The 22201-nt window shown below is 69.1% G+C and carries 20 protein-coding genes and 1 pseudogene; 12 read left to right on the top strand and 9 right to left on the bottom strand.

The features are described 5' to 3' along the window. Window positions 1–42 precede the first annotated feature (42 nt). Window positions 43–858, top strand: a complete 816-nt coding sequence (locus GVY41_RS09535) for an MBL fold metallo-hydrolase (RefSeq protein WP_161345809.1) — start codon at window positions 43–45, stop codon at window positions 856–858. Between the two features lie 57 nt (window positions 859–915). Further along, window positions 916–2334 (top strand): FAD-binding oxidoreductase, encoded by a 1419-nt coding sequence (locus GVY41_RS09530; RefSeq protein WP_161345807.1) that lies wholly within the window; start codon window positions 916–918, stop codon window positions 2332–2334. Between the two features lie 170 nt (window positions 2335–2504). Here GVY41_RS09530 and GVY41_RS09525 read toward each other — a convergent pair whose 3' ends face one another. Next, window positions 2505–3041 (bottom strand): adenine phosphoribosyltransferase, encoded by a 537-nt coding sequence (locus GVY41_RS09525; protein WP_161345805.1) that lies wholly within the window; start codon window positions 3039–3041, stop codon window positions 2505–2507. Window positions 3042–3312: 271 nt separating this feature from the next. Further along, on the bottom strand, window positions 3313–4185 hold the full coding sequence (locus GVY41_RS09520; protein WP_161345803.1) for an S-methyl-5'-thioadenosine phosphorylase: 873 nt from the start codon (window positions 4183–4185) through the stop codon (window positions 3313–3315). A gap of 140 nt (window positions 4186–4325) precedes the next feature. Between GVY41_RS09520 and GVY41_RS09515 the strand changes: the two genes are divergently transcribed. Continuing rightward, window positions 4326–5204, top strand: coding sequence for a DMT family transporter (locus tag GVY41_RS09515; RefSeq protein WP_161345801.1), 879 nt, complete (start codon window positions 4326–4328; stop codon window positions 5202–5204). On the opposite strand, the gene GVY41_RS09510 is transcribed toward GVY41_RS09515, so the two are convergent. Continuing rightward, window positions 5201–5785 carry a flavin reductase family protein gene (locus GVY41_RS09510; protein WP_161345799.1) on the bottom strand — a complete coding sequence of 195 codons (585 nt, stop codon included), beginning with the start codon at window positions 5783–5785 and terminating at the stop codon, window positions 5201–5203. The genes GVY41_RS09515 and GVY41_RS09510 overlap by 4 nt on opposite strands. A gap of 84 nt (window positions 5786–5869) precedes the next feature. Between GVY41_RS09510 and GVY41_RS09505 the strand changes: the two genes are divergently transcribed. From GVY41_RS09505 to GVY41_RS09495, 3 genes and pseudogenes are all read left to right on the top strand, one after another. Continuing rightward, window positions 5870–6376 carry a GNAT family N-acetyltransferase gene (locus tag GVY41_RS09505; RefSeq protein WP_161345797.1) on the top strand — a complete coding sequence of 169 codons (507 nt, stop codon included), beginning with the start codon at window positions 5870–5872 and terminating at the stop codon, window positions 6374–6376. A 46-nt stretch (window positions 6377–6422) separates the two neighbouring features. Next, window positions 6423–7199, top strand: a complete 777-nt coding sequence (locus GVY41_RS09500; protein WP_373283288.1) for an EcsC family protein — start codon at window positions 6423–6425, stop codon at window positions 7197–7199. A 78-nt stretch (window positions 7200–7277) separates the two neighbouring features. Continuing rightward, window positions 7278–7837 (top strand): annotated as a pseudogene (locus GVY41_RS09495) (type 1 glutamine amidotransferase domain-containing protein). Between the two features lie 268 nt (window positions 7838–8105). On the opposite strand, the gene ptsP reads toward GVY41_RS09495, so the two are convergent. Both ptsP and GVY41_RS09485 read right to left on the bottom strand, forming a co-directional pair. Beyond that, entirely contained in the window at window positions 8106–10352 is a 2247-nt protein-coding gene (gene ptsP, locus GVY41_RS09490; RefSeq protein WP_161345795.1) for a phosphoenolpyruvate--protein phosphotransferase, read from the bottom strand. Between the two features lie 34 nt (window positions 10353–10386). Continuing rightward, the gene (locus GVY41_RS09485) at window positions 10387–11646 is read right to left on the bottom strand and encodes an aspartate kinase (RefSeq protein WP_161345793.1); all 1260 of its coding nucleotides are present in this window, start codon (window positions 11644–11646) and stop codon (window positions 10387–10389) included. Window positions 11647–11821: 175 nt separating this feature from the next. Here GVY41_RS09485 and GVY41_RS09480 point away from each other — a divergent pair, with 175 nt between their 5' ends. After that, complete coding sequence (locus tag GVY41_RS09480; protein ID WP_161345790.1) at window positions 11822–13306, top strand: pyruvate kinase; 1485 nt, start codon at window positions 11822–11824, stop codon at window positions 13304–13306. A gap of 2 nt (window positions 13307–13308) precedes the next feature. On the opposite strand, the gene GVY41_RS09475 is transcribed toward GVY41_RS09480, so the two are convergent. From GVY41_RS09475 to GVY41_RS09460, 4 genes are all read right to left on the bottom strand, one after another. Then, window positions 13309–13974 (bottom strand): SDR family NAD(P)-dependent oxidoreductase, encoded by a 666-nt coding sequence (locus tag GVY41_RS09475; protein WP_161345788.1) that lies wholly within the window; start codon window positions 13972–13974, stop codon window positions 13309–13311. Window positions 13975–14009: 35 nt separating this feature from the next. Continuing rightward, window positions 14010–14447: a DUF1178 family protein gene (locus GVY41_RS09470; RefSeq protein ID WP_161345786.1), complete on the bottom strand. Its 438-nt coding sequence runs from the start codon at window positions 14445–14447 to the stop codon at window positions 14010–14012. A 94-nt stretch (window positions 14448–14541) separates the two neighbouring features. Further along, window positions 14542–15027, bottom strand: coding sequence for an NUDIX hydrolase (locus GVY41_RS09465; RefSeq protein WP_229726011.1), 486 nt, complete (start codon window positions 15025–15027; stop codon window positions 14542–14544). A 161-nt stretch (window positions 15028–15188) separates the two neighbouring features. Next, the gene (locus tag GVY41_RS09460) at window positions 15189–16460 is read right to left on the bottom strand and encodes a 3-deoxy-D-manno-octulosonic acid transferase (protein ID WP_161345784.1); all 1272 of its coding nucleotides are present in this window, start codon (window positions 16458–16460) and stop codon (window positions 15189–15191) included. Between the two features lie 105 nt (window positions 16461–16565). Between GVY41_RS09460 and GVY41_RS09455 the strand changes: the two genes are divergently transcribed. From GVY41_RS09455 to GVY41_RS09435, 5 genes are all read left to right on the top strand, one after another. After that, a complete protein-coding gene (locus GVY41_RS09455) occupies window positions 16566–17246 on the top strand; it encodes an NnrU family protein (RefSeq protein ID WP_229726010.1) in 681 nt (226 codons plus the stop codon). An 86-nt stretch (window positions 17247–17332) separates the two neighbouring features. Next, window positions 17333–17836 (top strand): DUF2478 domain-containing protein, encoded by a 504-nt coding sequence (locus tag GVY41_RS09450; protein ID WP_161345782.1) that lies wholly within the window; start codon window positions 17333–17335, stop codon window positions 17834–17836. A 256-nt stretch (window positions 17837–18092) separates the two neighbouring features. Next, on the top strand, window positions 18093–18509 hold the full coding sequence (locus GVY41_RS09445) for a CopG family transcriptional regulator (protein ID WP_161345778.1): 417 nt from the start codon (window positions 18093–18095) through the stop codon (window positions 18507–18509). A gap of 24 nt (window positions 18510–18533) precedes the next feature. Then, window positions 18534–19625, top strand: a complete 1092-nt coding sequence (locus GVY41_RS09440; protein WP_161345776.1) for an extracellular catalytic domain type 1 short-chain-length polyhydroxyalkanoate depolymerase — start codon at window positions 18534–18536, stop codon at window positions 19623–19625. A gap of 161 nt (window positions 19626–19786) precedes the next feature. Further along, entirely contained in the window at window positions 19787–22072 is a 2286-nt protein-coding gene (locus GVY41_RS09435; protein ID WP_161345774.1) for a beta strand repeat-containing protein, read from the top strand. Window positions 22073–22201: the final 129 nt, after the last annotated feature.

Raw genomic sequence — 22201 nt, 5'->3', positions numbered from 1 at the left:
GGGTGCCGTGCTAGGCTTATCCCGAGCCACCGGGGGATGCCGATGTTCGCCAAAGCCTTGCCGCTGACCGCCCTTGCCGCGCTGCTGGCCTTGCCAGCACTGGCGCAAGACCGCATCCCCAGCCATTGCGTCGCGCTGGCGCAGGCCCCCGGGATGGAGGTGCTGCACCATGCCAGCTTCGGCGCCCCGCTGGCCGAAGACCGGGTGCGCATCCGCTATATCGACCATGCGACCTTCGTGATCGAGACCTCGGGCGGGCTGGTCGCGGCGACGGATTACACCGGCTATCTGGGCACGTCCGACGTGGTGCCCGATGTGGTGACCATGAACAACGCCCATTCCACCCATTGGACCAGCCGCCCTGATCCTCGCATTCCCCATGTGCTGCGCGGCTGGGACGAGGGTCAGGGGCCGGCGGCGCACAAGCTCGATCTGGGCGAGATGCTGGTGCGCAACGTGCCGACCGACGTGCGATCCGGCTATGAGGGTGTGCGGCCCAACGGCAATTCGATCTTCGTGTTCGAGGCGGCGGGGCTGTGCATCGGCCATCTGGGGCATCTGCATCACGAACCCGATGCCGCGCAATATGCCGCGCTTGGCCGGATGGATGTGCTGATGGTGCCGGTGGATGGCGGCTACACCATGGGCCATGAGACGATGGCACGGGTGGTACGGCGGTTGCGCTCGTCAGTAGTGCTGCCGATGCACTGGTTCTCGGGTGCCTCGCTGGAGGTGTTCCTGGACGAGATGTCGGCAGAGTTCGAGGTGGTGCGGCTGGAGCAGCCCGATATCGAGCTGTCGCTGCGGGATCTGCCGGGGCGCCCGACCATCGTGGTGCTGATGCCCGAGGGGCTGTAGGGCGGGTGGCATGGGGCGGCGCGGCGGGTTAGACAGGGGAAAAGCCCCGAGGTGATCATGCTGAACCCCTGCGACGCCGCCTTTGCCGAAACCCTGAGCGCCCGCCTGCCCGAAGGCTGCCTGCGCGCGGTGGAGCCGCGCTACGTGACCGAACCGCGCGGTCGCCATACCGGCATCGGCGGGGTGGTGGCGCTGCCGCGCTCGGTGGCGGAAGTTTCGGAAATCGTGCGTGCTTGTGCCGAGGGCCGCGTGGGGATCGTGCCCTTCGGCGGCGGCACCGGGCTGGTCGGCGGGCAGGTGATGGAGGCCGGCCCCTTGCCGCTGATCCTGTCGCTGGAGCGGATGGCGGCGGTGCGGTCGGTGTTCCCGGCCGAGAATGTGCTGGTGGTCGAGGCCGGCGCGACACTGGCCGAGGTGCAGGAGGCGGCGCTGGCGGCGGGGCGGATGTTCCCGCTGGCGCTCGCCTCGCAGGGCACGGCGCGGATCGGGGGCAATCTGGCGACCAACGCGGGCGGGGTGAATGTGCTGCGCTATGGCAATATCCGCGACCTCTGCCTCGGGGTCGAGGCGGTGCTGCCGGACGGGTCGGTACTGAACGGGCTGAAGCGGCTGCGCAAGGACAACAGCGGCTATGACCTGCGGCACCTGCTGATCGGGTCGGAAGGCACGCTGGGGGTGATTACCGCTGCTGCGCTGCGGATGGTGCCGCGGCCTGCTGGGGTGGGGACGGCGATGCTGGTGGTGGAGAGCCCGGCGGCGGCGCTGGCGCTGCTGGCGATGGCCGAGGAGCGGCTGGCGGGCTGCGTCTCGGCCTTCGAGCTGATCTCGCGCCAGGGGCTGCTGTTCCTCGACGAGGTGATGCCCGAGGTGCGCCAGCCCTTCGTGGACCGGCCCGCGTGGATGGTGCTGATCGAGCTTGGGCTGCCGCGCGGCCTCGACCCGCAGGAGGCGCTGGAGGAGCTGTTCGTGGCGGCCTCCGAGGCCGGGCTGGTCAGCGACGGCGTGATCGCGCAAAGCGCCGGGCAGCAGGCGGAGCTGTGGCGGCTGCGCGAAAGCCTGCCCGATGCGAACCGCAAGATCGGCGCCGTCAGCTCGCATGACATCTCGGTGCCGCTGTCCGAGATCCCGGGGTTCATCAGCGCGGCAGAGGCGGCGCTGGCGGGCATCGGCAGCTTCCGCATCAACTGCTTTGGCCATGTCGGCGACGGCAACCTGCATTTCAACCTGTTCCCGCTGCCGGGCCAGACCCGCGCTGACCACGACAACCAGCGCGAGGCGATCAAGACCTGCGTGCATGACATCGCGCATGGTCTGGGCGGATCGGTCAGCGCCGAGCATGGGGTGGGGCGGCTGAAGACGGGCGACATGGAGCGCTATGGCGACCCGGCCAAGCTGGCGGTGCTGCGCAGCCTCAAGGCGGCGATTGACCCCTTGGGGATCATGAACCCCGGGGCGCTGCTGGCAGAGCAGGCATAGGGGCCGGACAAAGGTGCACCCCGCCGGGGGGAAACGGCGAGGTGCGGTGCTTTGGGTTCACGTGTCGAATGCAAGCAGCCCTGAACCTTCAGGCAGGGCAAGGTGTAGGGCGATTCGGGTTACCGGTCCGTTAGCGATGACGGGAGCGGCCTGGTGCCCCTCGCCGGCCCTTACTGGCCCTCAAACGCGCAAAGCGTGTGGACGTTCATCCCCATCCGGTCCAGCAGGGCATGGCCGCCAAGGTCGGGCAGGTCGACCACGAAGGCGCAGCCCACCACCTCGGCCCCCAGCCGTTCGACCAGCTTGATCCCCGCCGCGCAGGTGCCGCCCGTGGCCAAGAGGTCATCGACGATCAGCACCTTCTCCCCGGGTTGCAGGGCGTCGTCATGGATCTCGACCACCGCCTCGCCATATTCCAGCGTGTAGTGTTCGGCGATGGTCGGGCCGGGCAGCTTGCCCTTCTTGCGGATCGGCACGAAACCGACCGACAGCTGATGCGCCACCGCGCCGCCCAGGATGAACCCCCGCGCCTCGAGCCCCACGACCTTGTCGATCCGGCTCCCGGCCCAAGGGTGCAGCAGCTGGTCGATGGCCATGCGAAAGCCGCGCGGATCGGCGAAGAGCGTGGTCACGTCGCGGAACAGGATCCCCTCATGCGGGAAATCCACGATGGTGCGGATATGGTCGCGGATGGACTTGGTCTGCATGGGGAGGCTCCGGGGTGGATGGGCGTATGTATCTGGCGGCGGGAGGGCGGCCGGCGCCGGAGTAGACCTTTCGCAGGTTGGGTGGCAAGGGCTCTTGCCCGGAACAAGGCGCTTCAGCGCCGCCGGGCAGCGCCCGTCCGCCCCCTCGGGCGGGCGCTACTCAACTGTTGCGCCTAGAACTTCGGTGGAAGCAGGTTGCACCATAAAGCGCCTAGAACTTCTGTTGCGCGCCCACCCGACGGACGGGCGCTGCCCTCTGTCGGTGCAAGACCTACCGGTTCAACACCCGCCCCGCCACCGCATCCAGCTTTGCCATCAACCCCGGGTCGCGCTTCTCCGGGGCGGTCATGATCGCATAGTCCAGCGCCCGGTCGCAGCCATGCAGGCAGGGTTCGCGCAGCGCTCCCAGCAGCGCGGGCAGGCGGGCGACGAGGCTGCGGGCGTGGTCGGCGTTCTGGCCCAGCGTCTTTATGATCTGGGTGATGTCCACCGCGCCATGATCGGGGTGCCAGCTGTCATAGTCGGTGATCATCGCCACGCTGGCATAGCAAAGCTCTGCCTCGCGGGCGAGTTTCGCCTCGGGCATGTTGGTCATGCCGATCACGTCGCAGCCCCAGCTGCGATACATCCGGCTTTCGGCGAGGGTGGAAAACTGCGGCCCCTCCATCGCCAGATAGGTGCCGCCGTTGTGCATCCGCAGCCCGAGGTCGCGCCCCGCCGCCAGGCAGGCGGCCGACAGCCGCGGGCAGACCGGGTGGGCAACGCTGACATGGCCGACGCAGCCGGTGCCGAAGAACGACTTCTCGCGCGCGAAGGTGCGGTCGATGAACTGGTCGACCACCACGAAATCCCCCGGCGCCATCTCCTCGCGGAACGATCCGCAGGCGGAGACGGAGATGACATCGGTCACCCCCAGCCGCTTCAGCGCGTCGATATTGGCGCGGTAGGGCACGGTGGAGGGTGAGTGCACATGCCCGCGCCCGTGGCGGGGCAGGAAGGCCATCGCCACCCCGTCCAGCCGCCCGGTCAGGATCTGGTCCGACGGCGTGCCCCAGGGGGTTGCGACGCTGACCCACTCGGCCGCCTCCAGCCCCGCGATCTCATAAAGCCCCGAGCCGCCGATCACCCCGATCACCGTATCCATGCCTGCCTCCGCTGCTGTGCGGCGGGAAGGGTAGGCGCGGCGGCGGGCGAGGGGAAGGGGGCAAAAGCAGCGCTGGCCCCGGCCCGATGGCAGCGGTATCACGGGGCCTCGGCAGTGCGATGCGGGCCCCCGGAGGACCAATGGACAACATGCGCGGCAGCATCCTGATGGTGGCGGCCATGGCCGGGTTCGCCATCGAGGACATGTTCATCAAGGCCGCCGCGCGCACGCTGCCGGTGGGGCTCATCCTGATCCTGTTCGGCCTTGGCGGGATGATCGGCTTCATCTTGCTGACGCTGCGGCGGGGCGAGCCGCTGTTCCATCCGGCGCTGCTGTCCCGGCCGCTGATCCTGAAGGCGGTGTTCGAGGTGCTGGGGCGGCTTGGCTACACGCTGGCGCTGGCGCTGACGCCGCTGTCGAGCGCCAGCGCGATCCTGCAGGCGACGCCGCTGGTGGTGGTCGCCGGCGCGGCGCTGGTGTTCGGCGAGAAGGTCGGCTGGCGGCGCTGGATGGCAATCCTCGTCGGCTTTGCCGGCGTGATGGTGATCTTGCGCCCCGGGGCCTCGGGGTTCGAGGCGGCGTCGCTGTTCGCGGTGCTGGGGACGCTGGGCTTTGCGGGCCGCGACCTTGCCACCCGCGCGGCGCCGGCGGTGCTGTCGAACGTGCAGCTGGGGATCTATGGATTCCTTGCGCTGATCCCCACCGGCGCAGTGATGCTGGCCTTCACCGGCGGCGCGGTGATGCCGGCGGCGACCGACTGGGGTTATCTGGCGGGGGCCACGCTGTTCGGCGTCGCGGCATATTACTGGCTGACCTCGGCGATGCGGATCGGCGACGTGTCAGTCGTGACGCCCTTCCGCTACACGCGGCTGGTGTTCGCCATGATCCTCGGCACGCTGGTCTTTGCCGAACGCCCCGATGCCGCCACGCTGATCGGCAGCGCCATCGTCATCGGCAGCGGGCTTTACACGCTGATGCGGGAACGCAGCCTGGCAAAGGCGCGGCGGGCGGCGCTCTAGCTCTGCCCCGGCCGCGCCAGTTCGAACACCTCGCGCACCACGGCGTAATCCTTGTAGCCAAGGCGGGCGAGCGGCGAGAAGCGGGTCACGTCGAAGCGGCCATCGACCAAGCAATCGTCGCGCATGTGGATGCCCGTCACCTCGCCCAGGATCAGGAAATTCGCCGCTCCGGGCAATGGAACGATCTGCGTCAGCTTGCATTCCAGCGTGGCGGGGGCGCCAGCCACGCGCGGGCAGGGGATCGTCTCGCATTCCGCCTTCTGCACCCCGGCCAACGCGAATTCATCCACCCCCCGCGCCGCGGCGGCGGAGCTGGCGTTCATGGCGTCCCGCGCGGCGAATTCCACGATGTTGACCGCGAACACCCCGGTCTCGCGGATATTGGCCAGCGAATCCTTGGCGGCGGTCGAGGAGAACATGACCTGCGGCGGCACATAGGCCACGGCGTTGAAGAAGGAGTAGGGGGCAAGGTTGTCGCCCTCGCTGCCGCGGCTGGAAATCCAGCCGATCGGGCGCGGCGCGATGATGGCGTTGAACGGGTTGTGCGGCAGGCCGTGGCCATCTTCGGGGCGGTAGAACATGCGGGTCCTTTCAGGTTTGAACCCGACCTTAGCCCGTGTTAGGCGCGTTTCCAGTCGATTCCGCGAATGCCGAAGGCCCCGCCCATGTACCAGCTGGAAGAAGAGACAGAGGCCGACTGGTGGGATGTGGAGGCGCTCTATGACCTGTGCTTCGCGCCTGGCCGCACGGCACTCTCCTCCTACCGGCTGCGCGACGGGGTGCCGAAGGTGGCCGAGCTATGCCTGACCCTGCGCGATGATACCGGCGCGCTGGCGGCGGTGATCCGCTACTGGCCGGTGCTTGTGGGCGGGGCGCGGACGCTGCTGATGGGGCCGGTCGCGGTGCATCCGGTGCATCAGGGCGAGGGGCTGGGGGCGCTGCTGATCCATGAAAGCCTGACCGAGGCGCGGCGGTTGGGATGGGGCCGGGTGCTGCTGGTCGGGGACGCGCCCTATTACCGGCGCTTCGGTTTTGCCAAGATGCAAGATGTGGTGATGCCGCCGCCGACCAACCCCGACCGGGTGCTGGGGCTGGAGCTGGATGTGGGTGCCTGGGACGGGGTGGCGGGCGAGGTGACGCGGGATGTGCCGGAGGAAGCTCTGGCACCTTGACCTGTGGCCTCCCATATTGAGGGCAGCTTGCCCCACGGAGGATGCCATGACCGACACCGATCTTGCCCAGACGACCCTGATGCCGCTTGCCGACCCGGTCGTGGCCCAGGCGCTGGATGCGTTGGCGCTGCGCCACAAGGCCGCCAGCGGCGTCGGGATGCAGGTGCTGAGCTTCGTTGGCGGCAATGCCGAGAACCTGCTGGAGCGGCTGCCCGACCGGGTGAAGGACCGGCTGGAGGCTGCGACCCGCTCGGCGCTGGAAACCGCCTTCACCGCCGCCGCCCGCTCGCGCGGCGTGGTCTCGGACCGGCCCGATTGGCTCAACACCGTGCTGACAACTGCCATGGGGGCGGCAGGCGGCGCGGGCGGGCTGGCGACATCGCTGGCCGAGCTGCCGGTGACGACGACGGTACTGCTGCGCGCGATTCAGGGGATCGCGGCCGAGCATGGCTTCGACCCGGCCGATGAGGAAACCCGGATCGACTGCATCCGGGTGCTGGCCGCGGCCGGGCCGATGACCAAGGATGACGGCGCCGATCTGGGGTTTCTGGCGGCACGGGTCACGATCACCGGCACCAGCCTGCAGGCGGTGATCGCACGCGTGGCGCCGCGGCTGTCGCTGGTGATGGGGCAGAAGCTGGCGGCGCAGGCAGCTCCGGTGCTGGGGGCGGTCGCGGGGGCGGCGGTCAACTATGCCTTCACCAGCTATTATCAGGAGATGGCCCGGGTGCAGTTCGGCCTGCGCCGCCTGGCCGAGGACCGCGCCCTGCCGCGCGAGGCGCTGACCGAGGCGCTGCGGGCGAGGATCCTCGCAAAGGGCTAGTGCCGTCGGGTCAGGGTAGGAACCCTGCGCGGGGACTCTTCGTTGTCACCGCATAATCCCAAGCATAGGAGACCCCAGATGCAGGACATTTCCGGCAAGCGCGTCGTCATCCTCGCCACCAATGGCTTTGAACAATCCGAACTCGAAGTGCCGCTGAAAAAGCTGCGCGACGCGGGGCGGAGGTTCATGTCGTCTCGCTGAAATCCGGCGAGATCAAGGGCTGGGACGGCAATGACTGGGGCCGTGCGGTCCCGGTCGACAAGGTGCTGTCCGAAGTCAGCGCGGGCGACTACGACGCGCTGGTGCTTCCCGGCGGGCAGATCAACCCTGACCTGCTGCGCGTCGAGGCCGTGGCCATCGACTTCATCAAGGCGTTCTGGACAGAGAAGAAGGTGATCGCCGCGATCTGCCACGCGCCCTGGCTGCTGATCGAGGCCGGGATCATTTCCGGCCGCAACGTCACCTCCTATGCGTCGATCAAGACCGACGTAGTGAATGCGGGCGGCATCTGGGAGGACTCCGAGGTCGTCACCGATCAGGGGCTGGTGACCAGCCGCAAGCCGGCTGATCTTGAGGCGTTCTGCGCGAAGGTCGCCGAGGAGATTTCCGAGGGCCGCCATGAGAAGCGCGCGGCCTGAGGTCGGGGAGGGGCGACGATTGTCTGGGCGCCCCGTCTCTGGCGAAGGCCATCGCCTTCGCCACTCACCGCCCTCGCATCTTGCACCGGACGGGCCCCCAAAGGGCCCGGCCAGCGCCCGCCCCGCCCTTGGCGGGCGCTGGCCTTATACAGTTTCGCGTTGCCAGCGGCTCTGGGGACGTTCGTCCCGAACGGGCGGGGCGAGGCAGTGCCTCGCCTTTTTCCGCCCGAACCGGGCGGTGTCGGCTCAGGCCTAAATGGGCCGAAGCTCACATCGGCTGCCGCGCCAGCCATTCCATCACCGCGGGCCGCACCGTCAGCGCGCCAGCCTCGCGCGCGTCGTCGATCACCGCGCGCAGCTCGGCCAGATTCACCCGCCGGATCAGGTGCTTGACCGGGCCAATGGAGGCGGGGCGCATCGACAGGGTGCGCAGGCCCATTGCGATCAGGCACAGCGCCTCGATCGGGCGGCCGGCATCCTCGCCGCAGAAGGACAACGGCGTGTTGGTTTCGGCGCAGCGGTCGGCGATGCGGCCGATGAAGTCCAGAAAGCTGACATCGAGCGTGTCATAGCGGCGGCGGACCCGTTCGTTCTCGCGGTCGGCGGCGAAGAAGAACTGCTTGAGGTCATTGCCGCCGATCGACACGAAATCGGCCAGCTCGAAGAACGAGCGCGGCGCGAAGGCGAGGCTGGGGGTTTCCAGCATCGCACCGATCTCGGTGCTGGTCGGCAGCACATGGCCGGCGCGGCGCTCGCGCTCGATCTCGCTCAGCAGGGCGCGGCGGGCGGCCTCGAACTCGCTCATCTGCGCGACGAAGGGGAACATCACCGACAAGGGGCGCCCGGCCGCGGCCCGGATCAGCGCCTGCAACTGCATCCGCATCACCCCGGGCTTGTCGAGCCCGACGCGGATCGCGCGCCAGCCCATCGCCGGGTTGGGCTCGTCCTGCGGCTTCATGTAGGGCAGGACCTTGTCGGACCCGATGTCGAGCGTGCGGAACACCACGCGCTTGCCCTTGGCGGAATCGAGCACGCGCGAATAAAGCGCCGCCAGCTCGCCCCGCCGCGGCACACGGCTGCGCAGCAGGAATTGCAGCTCGGTGCGGAACAGGCCCACGCCTTCGGCCCCCGAACCGGCCAGCGAGGGCAGGTCAGCCATCAGCCCGGCATTCATGTGCAGCGAGATCTGGGTGCCGCAGGTGGCGAGTGCGGGCAACTCGCGCAGGCTGGCATAGCGCGACTGCGCCTCGGCCTGCATGGCGATCTTGTCGCGGAAGGCACCGGCCACCGTGTCTTCGGGCCGCAGATGCACCACGCCCTGATCGCCGTCGACAAGGATGGCGTCGCCGTTCAGCGCCTCGGTGGTGATGCGCTCGGCATGGATCACCAGCGGGATCGCCAGCGCGCGGGCGACCACGGCGGCATGGCTACCGACGGATCCCTCCTCCAGCACCACGCCCTTCAGCTTGCGGCCATATTCCAGCAGCTCCGCCGGGCCGATATTGCGGGCAACCAGCACCGGGTTTTCCGGCATCGCGGCGCCGGTATCGCGGCCCTGCCCGGTGAGGATGCGCAAGAGGCGGTTCGACAGGTCGTCAAGGTCGTGCAGACGCTCGCGCAGATAGGGGTCCGGCACCTGGCCCATGCGGGCGCGGGTCGTGGATTGCTCTTTCTCCACCGCCGCCTCGGCCGAGAGCCCGCGCTGGATGTCTTCCTCCATCCGGCGCAGCCAGCCGCGGGAATTGGCGAACATGCGGTAGGTTTCCAGCACCTGCTGGTGGTCCTTGTCGACGATCTCGCTGCCCGACATCATCGCATCGACCGACAGGCGCAGTTCCTCGACCGCCTTGTTCAGGCGCTTGAGTTCCTTCTTGGGATCGTCGCCCACCGGATTGGCCACCACCACCCGCGGCTCATGCAGCCAGACCCGGCCCTCGGCCGATCCCTCCTGCCCGGTCAGCCCGCGGATCAGCACCGGCTGCTGATGCAGGGCCGACAGCGCCTCGCCCTCGCCGATGAAGGCGCCAAGCTCTGTCATCTCGGCCAGAACCATGGCGACGACTTCCAGCGCATAGACCTCGTCATCGGAATACTGCCGCGCGGTCTTGGACTGCACCACCAGCACGCCCAGCCGCTCGCCAAGGCGCTGGATCGGCACGCCGAGGAAGGCGGAATAGATTTCCTCCCCCGTCTCCGGCATGAAGCGGAAGCCGCGTTCGGCGGGCGCGTTGCCGGTGTTGATCGGGGTCGATGTCTTGGCGACGCGGCCGACAAGGCCCTCACCCAGCCGCATCCGGGTCTGGTGGACGGCCCCGGGATTCAGTCCCTCGGTCGCGCACAGCTCCAGCGTGCTCTCGTCGCGGAAGAGGTAGATCGAGCACACTTCGGTGCGCATCGAATCCGCGATCATATGGGTGATGCGGTCAAGCCTTTCCTGCCCCTTGGCGGGGGTGGCGAGCGTGTCGCGCAGCCGGCGCAGCAATTTGCGGCTTTCGCTTTCCGAGCGTTCGGGCATGACTAGCGTGCAGTCCCCCGTGCAAGGCCCGTTCTCAGGCCGATTTTTCCAGTTCGAAGGCATCATGGAGCGCCTGAACCGCGAGTTCCATGTATTTCCGGTCGATCAACACCGAAATCTTGATCTCTGACGTGGCGATCACCTTGATGTTGATGTTTTCGGCGGCCAGCGCCTTGAACATGGTCGCCGCGACACCTGCGTGGGAGCGCATTCCGATGCCCACGACCGAGACCTTGGCGACATCGGTATCCACCGCCAGATCGTCATAGTTGATGATGCCGGAGGCGCGGGCATCTTCCATCGCCTTGCGAGCGCGCGGGATCTGGTTGACCGGGCACGAGAAGGTCATGTCGGTGACAGCCCCCGGGTGGTCGTCATAATCCCGCTCCGAGATGTTCTGCACGATCATGTCCACATTCACCCCGGCCTCGGCCAGCGGGCCGAAGATCGCCGCGGCGATGCCGGGGCGGTCCTCGATGGTGACGAGGGTCATTTTGGCTTCGTCGCGCGAATAGGCGACGCCGGAGACGACTTTCGATTCCATGATTTCTTCCTCGTCGCAGACGATGGTGCCGGAGGTTTCGTCGGTATCTTCAAAGCTGGACAGCACCCGCAGCCGCACCTTGTAGCGCATGGCGAGTTCCACAGACCGGGTCTGCAGCACCTTGGCGCCAAGGCTGGCGAGTTCCAGCATTTCCTCGAAGGCGATCTTGTCGAGCTTGCGCGCCTTTGAGCTGATGCGCGGGTCGGTGGTATAGATGCCGTCCACATCGGTGTAGATGTCGCAGCGCTCTGCCCCGAAGGCGGCGGCGAAGGCGACGGCGGTGGTGTCGGAGCCGCCGCGGCCAAGTGTGGTGATGCGGCCCTCGGGCGAGACGCCCTGAAACCCCGCGACCACGGCGACCTTGAAGCCTTCGGCGAATTTCGCGTCGATATTCTCGCGCGGGATGTCGACGAAGCGGGCGGCGGAATGGGCCGAGGTGGTCAGGATCGGCACCTGCCAGCCCTGCCAGCTGCGCGCCGGGACGTCCATCTCCTGCAGGGTCAGTGCCATCAGCCCGGCGGTCACGTTCTCGCCCGAGGACACGACGGCATCATATTCGCGCGCGTCGAACATCGGCGAGGTCTGCTCGACCCAGCCGACCAGCTCGTTGGTCTTGCCCGACATGGCCGAGACGATGACGATCACGTCATAGCCACGTTCCACCTCGCGCTGCACCTTGAGGGCGGCGTTCTTGATGCGCGCCAGATCCCCGACCGAGGTGCCGCCGAATTTCATCACCAGAAGCGGCATGAAAGCCCCTCTCCCCGAGCCCGTCAAAATCGCCCGCTTCTTATGCGGGGCAGGGGCGCCATGCAAGCGGAATGGGGGCCAAGATGCGCAGGGGGTGCGGCGCGATGGCTGACACGGGCGCGTCGCAATCGGGGTATAGAGACGCAGGACGCAGGTCGCGCGAGGGATTGAAGAGATGTCGGAGCAGGAACACCCAGGCGCGGATCACGCGGAGTTGCTGGATGCGCTGTGCAAGCTGGACGCCGAAATCGCCGGGGCGGCGAAGCAGGCGATGGCGGCATGGGCCCCGGCGCTGCAGCGGGAGGAGTTCCGCGCCTCGGCCGGGAACATGGCCGCCTATCTGGCGCTGCGGCAGGCGGATCTGCGCGGCTTCCAACGCCCGCTGGCGGCGCTTGGCCTGTCCTCGCTTGGCCGGGCCGAGGGGCATGTGCGCGCCTCGCTGGCGGCAGTGATCGCGGCGCTTGGCCGGATCACCGGAGGCGGGACTGGGGATTTCCCACCGTCGGAGGCCTTCGACGCGCCCGGCGAGATGCTGGACGCGCGCCGTGATGCGCTGTTCGGCGGCGCGGCGGACAGTCCCGAGACCCGGATTCTGGTGACGCTGCCGACCGAGGCGGCAACCGATGACGGGATGCTGGAGCGGCTGGTGGCGGCGGGGGCCGACTGTGTGCGGATCAACACCGCCCATGACGGGCCCGAGGTCTGGGCGGCGATGATCGCGCAGACCCGCGCTGCGGGGCAGGCTGCGGGGCGGCGGGTGCCGGTGTCGATGGATCTTGCCGGGCCGAAGATCCGCATCGAAGCCGTTGCGCGGGTGGAGGGCCTGCGGCTGAAGATCGGCGAGCGGTTCGCGCTGGCGGTGGATGCGGGCGCGGCACCCGATCTGCCGGTGGCGGTTCTCAGCCATGCCGAGCTGTTCGCGCATATGCCGGTGGGCCAGCCGGTCTGGATCAACGACGGCAAGCTGCGCGCCCGGGTGGTGGAGCGCCCGGAGGGCGGCTGCGCGATCCTGGCGGTGACAGGCGCGCGGGCCAAGGGCGAGAAGCTGAAGCCGGAAAAGGGCGTCAACCTGCCCGGCGCCGATCTGGCCATCCCGGCGCTGACGGACGATGACCGCGCGGTTCTGGATTTCGTCGCGGGCCATGCGGACATCGTGTCCTTCTCCTTCGTGCAGACGGTGGAGGATGTGCAGGCGCTGCTGGCGGAACTTCATTCGCGCTGCGAGGGCCGCGCGCTTCCGGCGGTGATGCTGAAGATCGAGACGCCGCTGGCCGTGCGCAACCTGCCGCAGATGATCGTGGCCGCGGGCGGGCAGGTGCCGGTGGCGGTGATGATCGCCCGCGGCGATCTGGCGGTGGAGATCGGCTTCGAGCGGCTGTCGGAAATGCAGGAGGAAATCCTGTGGCTCTGCGAAGCGGCGCAGGTGCCGGTGGTCTGGGCGACGCAGGTGCTGGACGGCCTTCTGCGCGACGGGCAGGCGAGCCGGGCGGAAACGACCGACGCCGCGATGGGCCAGCGCGCCGAATGCGTGATGCTGAACAAGGGGCAGTATCTGCCCGAGGCGGTGGCCTTCCTGCGCAGCGTCCTGGGCCGGATGGACCGGCACCAGGACAAGAAGTTCGCGCATCTGGGGCCGCTGAAGACCTGGCGGCTGCCCTGACCTCAATAGGCGTGGGGCTGGCCGTCCCAGGTCTCGAAACATCCTGTCGTTGCCATGCTCAGCGCCGCGAAACGCGCGCGCAGGCCGGCTGCGGCCACCTCCACCGGGATTTCGGCCGAGGGGCCGCCCATCTCGGTCTGTACCCAGCCGGGGTGGTAGATGCCGACGGCGATGCCTTCGGCCCGCAGGTCGGTGGCGAGGTTGCGGCCAAGGTTCAGCGCAGCCGCCTTGGAGGCGCGATAGGCATAGCTGCCGCCCGGCGCGCGGGTATGCGAGGCCATCTGGCTGGAGAGAATGGCAATCCGGGCGAGGCCATGTGCCGCCGCCGCCCGAAGGTTCGGCAGCAGCGCCTGCACCGTCAGGAACACGCCGGTGACGTTCACCGCGAAACTCTCGGCCCAGACATCCGCCGGATAGCCATCCTCCAGCCGCTGGCCCTTGTCGGCATAGACGCCGGCATTGCAGATCAGCGTGTGGACCGGCTGCCCCGCCAGCCGCGCCGCCAGAGCCTTCGCGCTGGCCGGGTCGGTCACGTCCAGCGCCTGCCAGCCCGCGCCCTCGGGCAGGGCGCCGCGGGCGGTGCCGAGGACGTCAGCGCCCGCGCCGCGGTAGCCGTCCATCAGGGCACGGCCGATGCCGCGGTTTGCGCCGGTGATCAGGATGGTCATGGGGAGTTTCCTTCAGGTGCCGCGCCGGGCGCGGGTCAGTTGGTCTTGCGGCCGGGCATGAAGGGCAGCGGCGCCACCGGCACCCCGTCCTCGATCAGCTTCTTCGCCTCATCGAGCCGCGCCTCGCCATAGATCGCGCGGTCGGGCGCGTCGCCGTCATGGATCGCGCGCGCCTCGGTGGCGAAGTTCATGCCGACATATTCCGAGTTCTCCTCGACCTTGCGGCGCAGGGCTGCAAGTGCCTCTTCGGCCGGGTTCGCGGGGGCAGAGAGGGGACGCGGCTTTTGCTCGGCCTCGCCGGCCTTGCGGGCAGGGCGCACGGCGGGGGCCATCAGCGATTTCGTCACCTCGGTCGCGCCGCAGACCGTGCAGGACAACCGGCCCGAGGCGGTGAGCCGATCGAAGGCCTCGGCCGACTGGAACCAGCTTTCGAAGCTGTGGTCATTGGGGCAGGTCAGGGCGTAGCGGATCATGCGGGGTACTCGGGCGCACATCGGCGGCTGCCGGGCGCTTCTTCAGACCTAACGGTTTGAAGGCGGAATTCAAGCGGCGCCGGTGTGCCGCCCCTCAGGCGCCCGCGGCAGGCGGCACGAAGCTGGCCAGCAGATGCGCCAGATCCGGCTCTGCCACCTTCAGCGCCGCCTTCTGCGGGCTGAACCATTTGCGCCGGCGCTGGCCCTTTTCCGGGAACTGCCCGGCAAGCCGTTCCACCCGCAGCGGATAGACCTCGACCATGCAGGGCACCGCCGTCCGCGGGCCAAGCGCCTTGGCATAGGAATAGGCGCCCTCGGGCTCCTCCGCGGCGTGACCTTGCACGCCCGCCTCCTCCCATGCCTCTTGCGCCGCGCATTCGGCTGGGGAGCGGCCATCCATCGGCCAGCCCTTGGGGATGATCCAGCGGCCGGTGTCGCGGCTGGTGATCATCAGGATCTGCAGCTTGCCCCGCTGCGCGCGGTAGCAGAGCGCGGCATATTGCACCCGCTCCACCAGGGTGGAGGGTGTTATGCCTTCGCTGGGCCCAGGGGGGGCCATGATCCGTTCCACAAATGCCATCTCTGCCCGATCCTTGGCCGCACTGCCGTTCGGCATGTTACGCCACGTTCAGAAGATAGCATGGATCGGGCCAAATGCGACGGGCTTGGCGTGTGCGGCGGTGAATATTCTTCAGGCTGCACAGGAAATAAGCGGACTTTCCACCGTTGCGGCGGCGTGGGTCAGGGCGCGGGCAGGACGGCTGCCGGGCAGGCGGCCAGGATCGCAGTGCGGAGCTGGCGCTGCGCCGCGTCAGCGACCGCCGGGGTCAGCGCGTGGCGGGCGGCAGCGGCCTGTTGCGCCTGCCGGTCTGCATCCAGCGACGCCACCGCTGCGACGAGGCTGGCGGCATCCGTCACCAGCAGCGCGCCGCCCGCGGCCTGCAGCGCCGCATAGGCCTCGGCGGCATTGCCGGTATGGGGGCCGTGGAGAATGGCCGATGCCTGCGCCGCCGGTTCGAAGGGGGTATGCCCGCCCTTGTCCACCAGCGAGCCCCCGACGAAGGTCACCCCAGCCAGCGCATACCACAGCGGCATGTCCCCCATCGTGTCGCCCAGCAGGACCGGCGCCTGCGGCCCCGGCAGCTCGGCCCGCGAGCGGCGCGCAAAGCCGAGTCCCGCGGCGGCGATCAGCGCGGCCACCTCGTCCGACCGGCGCGGATGGCGGGGGGCGAGGATCAGGCGGCGCGCGGGATCGGCCCGCCACAGCTGCGCGAAGGCCTCCAGCACCGGCGCCTCCTCGCCGGCATGGGTGGAGGCGGCGAGCAGGGTGCGGGAGCGGTCGAACAGCGGGGCGAGACGGCGCAGCTCTGCCGCGGGCACGTCGGGGGCGAGCCCGGCCTTGAGGTTCAGCGCCGGGCCGATACGGTCCGCGGGCAGCCCCAGCTGGCGGAAATGCGCTTCCGATGCCGCATCCTGCGCGCTGAGCAGGTGGATCGCCTGCACCAATGGCCGGGCGAGCGAGGGCAGGCGCGTCCACCGCCGCGCGCTGCGCGCCGACATCCGCGCACCGATGACAAGCACCGGAATACCGGCCTGCGCGCAGGCGGCCAGGCGGTTCGGCCAGAATTCATTCTCCATCACCACCAGCGCCGCGGGCCGGGCGCGGGCCAGGAACCGGCGCAGCACCAACCGGTGATCGAGCGGGGCCAGCGCCGCCGTCACCCCGGGCAGCGCCCAGCCTTCGACCATCTTGCGGGCGGTCAGGGTATTGGCAGTCACCAGCACCCGCAGCCCCGGAGCCTCGGCGATCAGCGAAGCCAGTAGCGCCCGGGCCGAGGTCAGCTCGCCATTCGACGCGCCATGCAGCCACAACGCCGGGCCGTCTGCCCGTGGCGCCCGCCCCAGCCGCTCGGCCAGCGCGCCGGCCGGCTCGCGCCCACGCAGGCGGCGCCAGAACAGGCGCAGCACCATGAGCGGCGCGAGGAGCGAGACGAGCAGGCGATAGATCGGCACGGGGCCTCCGGCGGCAAGGGGGCCTTGTGGTTGGGGCCCGATGGCGGCAGGTTTGCCGCGAAACGGCGGCCGAGGGAAGGGCCGCGGGCAAAAGGCGGGGCCGGGATGGCAGAATGGGGCATGGCGGGATGGGGCGAATTCGCGGCGGCGCTGGCGGCGTTTCTGCTGTCGCACGCGCTGCCCTCCCTGCCCGGCGCGCGGGGCTGGCTGGTGGCGCGGATGGGAAAGCGGTTCTATGGCGCGGCGTTCGGACTGGCCTCTACGCTGCTGCTGGTCTGGCTGATCGTGGCCGCCGGGCGTGCCCCGCTGGTGCTGCTATGGGATCAGGGCCCGTGGATGCGGTGGGTGCCGAACCTGGTGATGCCAATGGTCTGCGTGCTGGCGGCGTTGGCGATTGCCGCGCCGAACCCGTTCAGCTTCGAAGGGCGTGCCCGCGGCTTCGACCCCGCCCGGCCCGGGATTGCCGGGCTGACGCGGCACCCGCTGCTGTGGGCGCTACTGGTGTGGTCGCTGGCGCATCTGCTGGTGAATGGCGATCTGGCGCATGGGGTGCTGTTCGGCGGCTTTGCCGCGATGGCGCTGGCGGGGATGGCGCTGCAGGACGCGCGGCACCGCCGGGTCTGGGGCGCGGCGGACTGGGCGCGGCTGTCGGCGCGGACCTCCGCCTTGTCGCTGACGGGGTTGGCGGGGCGCGGGGTGCTGCTGCGGGTGGGGGCGGGGCTGCTGGTCTGGGCGGCGCTGTGGCACCTGCACCTGCCGGTGATCGGCGTGAGCCCGATGCCGTGAGCCCGATGCCGTGAGCCCGATGCCGTGAGCTTGACACGGGGCCGCGCCCGGGATGGCATCGCGGCAGCCCTTGCCGGAGCCCGAAGATGATCCTCGCTGCCCTCTGCCCCGAAGACACCGCGGATTGCGACAGCGCCCTTGCGGGGCTGGTGGAGCGGCTTGCCGGGCAGGGCTGCCGCGTGGTCGGGGCGGTTCAGGTGCCGTCGGCGGGCGAGACCCGGATCATGGACCTGCGGCTGCTGCCCGGCGGCACGCTGTTGCGCATCTCTCAAGACCTTGGACCCGCAGCGACGGGCTGCCGGCTGGACCCCGGCGCGCTGGAGAGCGCGGCGGCGGCGGCCGAGGCGGCGCTGGCCGCGGCGCCCGCCGATCTGCTGGTGGTCAACCGCTTTGGCCGGCAGGAGGCCGAGGGCCGGGGCTTTGCCGGGCTGATCGGCACCGCGCTGGCAGCCGGGGTGCCGGTGATCGTCGGCCTTTCGCCGAAGTTCCGCCCGTTGTTTCAGGATTTTGCCGGGGATCTGGCGGAATGGCTGCCGGCTGATTCCGCGGCCCTGCTGGACTGGTGGGCGCGGGCGCAGGCAGACGCGTGATGCTGGCGGCAGATGGGATAGAAGCTCGACTGCCATTTCGTTGGCTGCGGCGTGAAACCGGGAAAACCGCCACATTCTCCATGCCATCAGGCCCGATTGACATGCCGCCAGCATCATCGCGGACCTAACGCTGCCTGCCGGAGCGGGTTCCGTGCGGGCTGGTCCGGCGCGTCGGGGGCCGCAGAAACTTGCGCAGTCGGGCTTGATACCCGCTGAATGGCATCCATATACCATCCACACGGATGGAGAAACTGCCATGGGCGACGTAAGACAGCTTCGAGAGAAGCAGACCGACAGCGAGAAGATCACCATCAACCTCGGCTATGTCGATCTGGGCCGCATCGACCTTCTGGTGCAGGAGGGCTTCTACTCGAACCGCAGCGACTTCATCCGCACCGCGATCCGCAAGCAGCTGGATGGCCATGGCGAGACCGTCGAGAAATCCATCGAGCGGCACACAATGGAACTGGGCCTGCGCGACTATGGCCGGGCCGAGCTGGAGCGGCTGCGCGCGGCGGGCGAGGTCCTGCATGTGCGGGTCGTCGGCCTTGCGCGCATCGGCGCCGACGTCACGCCCGAGCTTGCCCTTGCCACCATCGGCTCCATCACCGTCCTCGGCGCGCTTCAGGCGCCCGCGGACATCAAGGCCGCCCTGGCGGGCCGCATCCGCTAGCGCCCCCTTACAAGGACTGACCCTATGATCGATTTCCCCACCGGCGTTTGGCGCAAGGCGACCGGGGCCGCGCGCGGCCTGCGGCTCTCCTCGGCGCAAGAGCTTGTTACCCGCACGCTGGCCCGGCATGGGCTGGCGCCGGGCGGGCCGGACGCTTCGGCCCCTGGCCCCACAAGCCCGGGCGGCCCCTCCGGCCTGCCCGTTGCGCTGGCGGCCATGCTGGCCCGCAAGCCCAAAGGGGCAACGGCGACGCCTGCCGCAACCCCTCCCGGCGCCAGCTTTGCCGAGGGCAGCTTCAGCTGCGCCGCCGGCAGCCGGAATTACCGCACCTATGTGCCCGCTTCGGCACAGGGCGGCGTCGCCGGCCTTGTGGTGATGCTGCATGGCTGCACCCAGACGCCAGAGGATTTTGCCGCCGGCACCGGCATGAACGCGCTGGCCGAGATGCACCGGCTGGTCATCCTCTACCCCCAGCAGTCGCGCGGCCACAACGCGCAGTCCTGCTGGAACTGGTTCAGCCGCGGCGATCAGCGGCGGGACCGGGGCGAGCCTTCCATCCTTGCGGGCATGACCCGCGAGGCCATCGCCGGACACGGTATTCCCGCGGACCGGGTCTTTGTCGCGGGCCTTTCGGCCGGGGCGGCGATGGCGGTGATCCTGGGCGAGACCTATCCGGACCTGTTCAGTGCCGTCGGCGCGCATTCCGGCCTGCCGATGGGGGCGGCGTCGGATGTGCCCTCGGCCTTTGCCGCGATGGCCGGGCAGGGCGCGGTGGCCCCTGCCACGGGACCGGCGATGCGCACCATCATCTTTCACGGCAGCGCCGATGCCACTGTCCATCCGTCGAATGGTGAGAAGATCGCCCGGCACGCGCTGGACCGCGGCCCGCGGCAGAGCCTGCAGACCGAGGATAAGGGGATGGTGGGCGGCCGGTCTTTCCGCCGCAGCACGACGCTTGCCGAGGGCGGCACCGAACTGGTCGAGCATTGGATCGTCGAGGGGATGGGCCACGCCTGGTCCGGCGGGCAGCCGGGCGGCAGCTACACCGACGCGCAGGGGCCGGATGCCAGCGCCGAGATGATCCGGTTCTTCCTTGCGGGCAAATCCGCAAGCTAGGCAGGCGCGGGACCTTGGCCTCATCGGCGGCGCGTCCTTCGGGCGCGTCCGTCCTTGCAACACCTGAGGACGGCGGCGGCAAACTCGGCCGCGGTTTCACATGACTGTCACCTGCGGCCGCTAGCGGTCGGGGCCAATGCAACGAATTGCCAAGGTCCCCCATGACTCCCAAGCTCAGCCGCCTGTCGCTTTTTTCCCTTGCCCTTTGCGGCTTTGCCTCGGGCCTGCCGCTTGCGGCGCAGGCGCAATCGGCCTGTGTGCCAGACGCCCCGGTCGCGGGCGACAGTGTGGCCTGTGCGGGCGCCGGCGACGGCATCCGCGATGACGGGCTGGACGGCGTCACCATCAGCGTGGCTGCGGGGGCCGAGGTGTCGAGCGCCACCGAGATCGTCTTCGAACTGGATGACGACGTCACGCTGATCAATGACGGCACGATCTCGTCGGGCGGGGACCATGCGATCCAGCTCGACAATGGCGGCACCATCATCAACTCTGGCACCATCGAGAGCACGGACAGCGACGGCATCAACGCCGACAACGACACCTCCATCACCAATTCCGGCACCATCACCGGCGGCGATGAGGGTATCCAGATCGAGGATGACAGCAGCGTCGTCAACTCCGGCACCATCACGGGGGCCGATCGCGGCATTGATGGCGACAGCTTCACCGGCATCCTTATCGAGAACTCTGGCACCATCACCGGCATCGGCAATGACGCCATTCGCGTCGGGGCGGATGCGGTGATCGAGAACTCCGGCACCATCACCGGCGATGACGAGGGGGTCGACTTCGGGCAGGACAGCAGCCTCGTCAACTCGGGCAGCATCACCGGCACCGACCGCGGCGTCGATGGTGAGGTCAGCGGCATCCGCATCACCAACTCTGGCAGCATCACCGGCGTGGACAGCGACGGCGTGCGGACCGGGGCAGATGCCGTGGTCGAGAACAGCGGCACCATCACCGGCGGCGATGACGGCGTGCAGGTGCGCGAGAACAGCACCGTCATCAACTCCGGCACCATCACCGCGTTGGGGGCCGAGGGCATCAACGCCAACCGGGATGGGGTGCGGATCGAGAACTCCGGCACAATCATCGGCCTCGATGACGCGGTGAACCTGGCCAACGATGCCTATGTGCTCAACACCGGCACCATCCTCAGCAACGGGACCGATCAGGACGGGGTCGACCTCGACAGCGGCACCGTCATCAACCATGGCACGATCAGGTCGCTGGCGCTGACCGATGGCGACGGGATCGACTTCGACGAAGGGGCGACCGGGGCCGGCTTCGTGCTGAACACCGGCCTGATCGAGGGCGCGCGCGGCGTGAATGCGGATGACCTCGACACGCAGTCCCAGACCGTCACCAACTACGGCACCATCATCGGCCACAGCGGCATCGCCATCTCGCTGGCCGGGGGCGATGATGTGCTGGAACTGGCGACCGGGTCGCAGATCATCGGCGCGATCGACCTTGGCAGCGGGACCGACACCTTCCGCCTGCTGTCGCCGGTGCAGGGGGCCTTCAGCTTCATCACTGCGCCGGAGATCTTCGATGCCGGCGGCAACCCCTTCATCGCCTCGGCCGACGGGCTGGCAGCCGTGGCGGCGGATCCGGACGTCATGTCGGCCGGTGACACGCTGGCGGCGCGCGGGCTGACCTCGGTGCTGGGCAATGCGCTGGAACTGGCGGAAGGCGCGCCTGGCTTTGCCGCGCTGCTGACCTCGACCCATGAGCGGGACGAGATGGAAGGCGTGCTGCGCTATGGCTTCGCGCTTGAGGATGGCACGGTGTTGTCGGTGATCGGCGGCCTGATGTCGAGCGAGACCGAGGATATGCCGGGCGGTGTGGATGTGGACTATTCGATGGCGCTGGTGGGGCCGGCGGCAAGCCGGGATGTCGGCGCGGCGCGGGCGACCGTCCTTGGCTTCATCGGGACCAGCGAGACGGAATATGACGCGGCGGCGCATGTTGGCGGGCACGGCACGGCGGATGGCACGCTTTACGGGGTCGCCGGTCGCTTCTCCTATGCGCCGGGGCAACTCGGGGTTCGCGGCATGGATCTTGCGCTGTCGGGCGGCCTTGGCTGGCACGACATGGGCGACTTCAGCCTTTCCACGCTGGGAGAGTTCGACGGGCGCACCCCGCGCACCGGCTTTGCCCGGGTCGAACTGGGGCAGAGCGTGGAGCTTGGCACCGGCACCCTGCGCGGCCTGATCCGACTGACCCATGTGTCGGGCGCGGGCGACGGGTTCACGCTGCGCGCCCTTGGCGGCAGCACCAGCTTTGGCGGGACCGGGCTGGACAGTGACACCTTCGGCGGGATCGGCGCGGAATACCTGCAGCCGCTTGGGGGCGGCGGCACCCTGCGCCTGCGGCTGGTGGCCGAAGGCACCGACGAAGACGACATGGCGGTCGGGCTTGGCCTCGGCGTAACCTTCTAAGGCCGGATTTGAAGCCAGCGATGGCCCCCGGCACCTTTGGTACGGGGGCCATCGCCGCTGCTTGCATGATCCGTGACCGTGGCGAGGTGCGGCGTTTTGCCTTGTGCCGCGGTTACTCGCTTCCGGCCG

The organism is Frigidibacter albus (assembly GCF_009908165.1).
Lineage (GTDB): Bacteria > Pseudomonadota > Alphaproteobacteria > Rhodobacterales > Rhodobacteraceae > Frigidibacter > Frigidibacter albus.
Note: the sequence above shows the minus strand (reverse complement) of the source record. Positions and strands in the feature narration are given on the sequence as shown.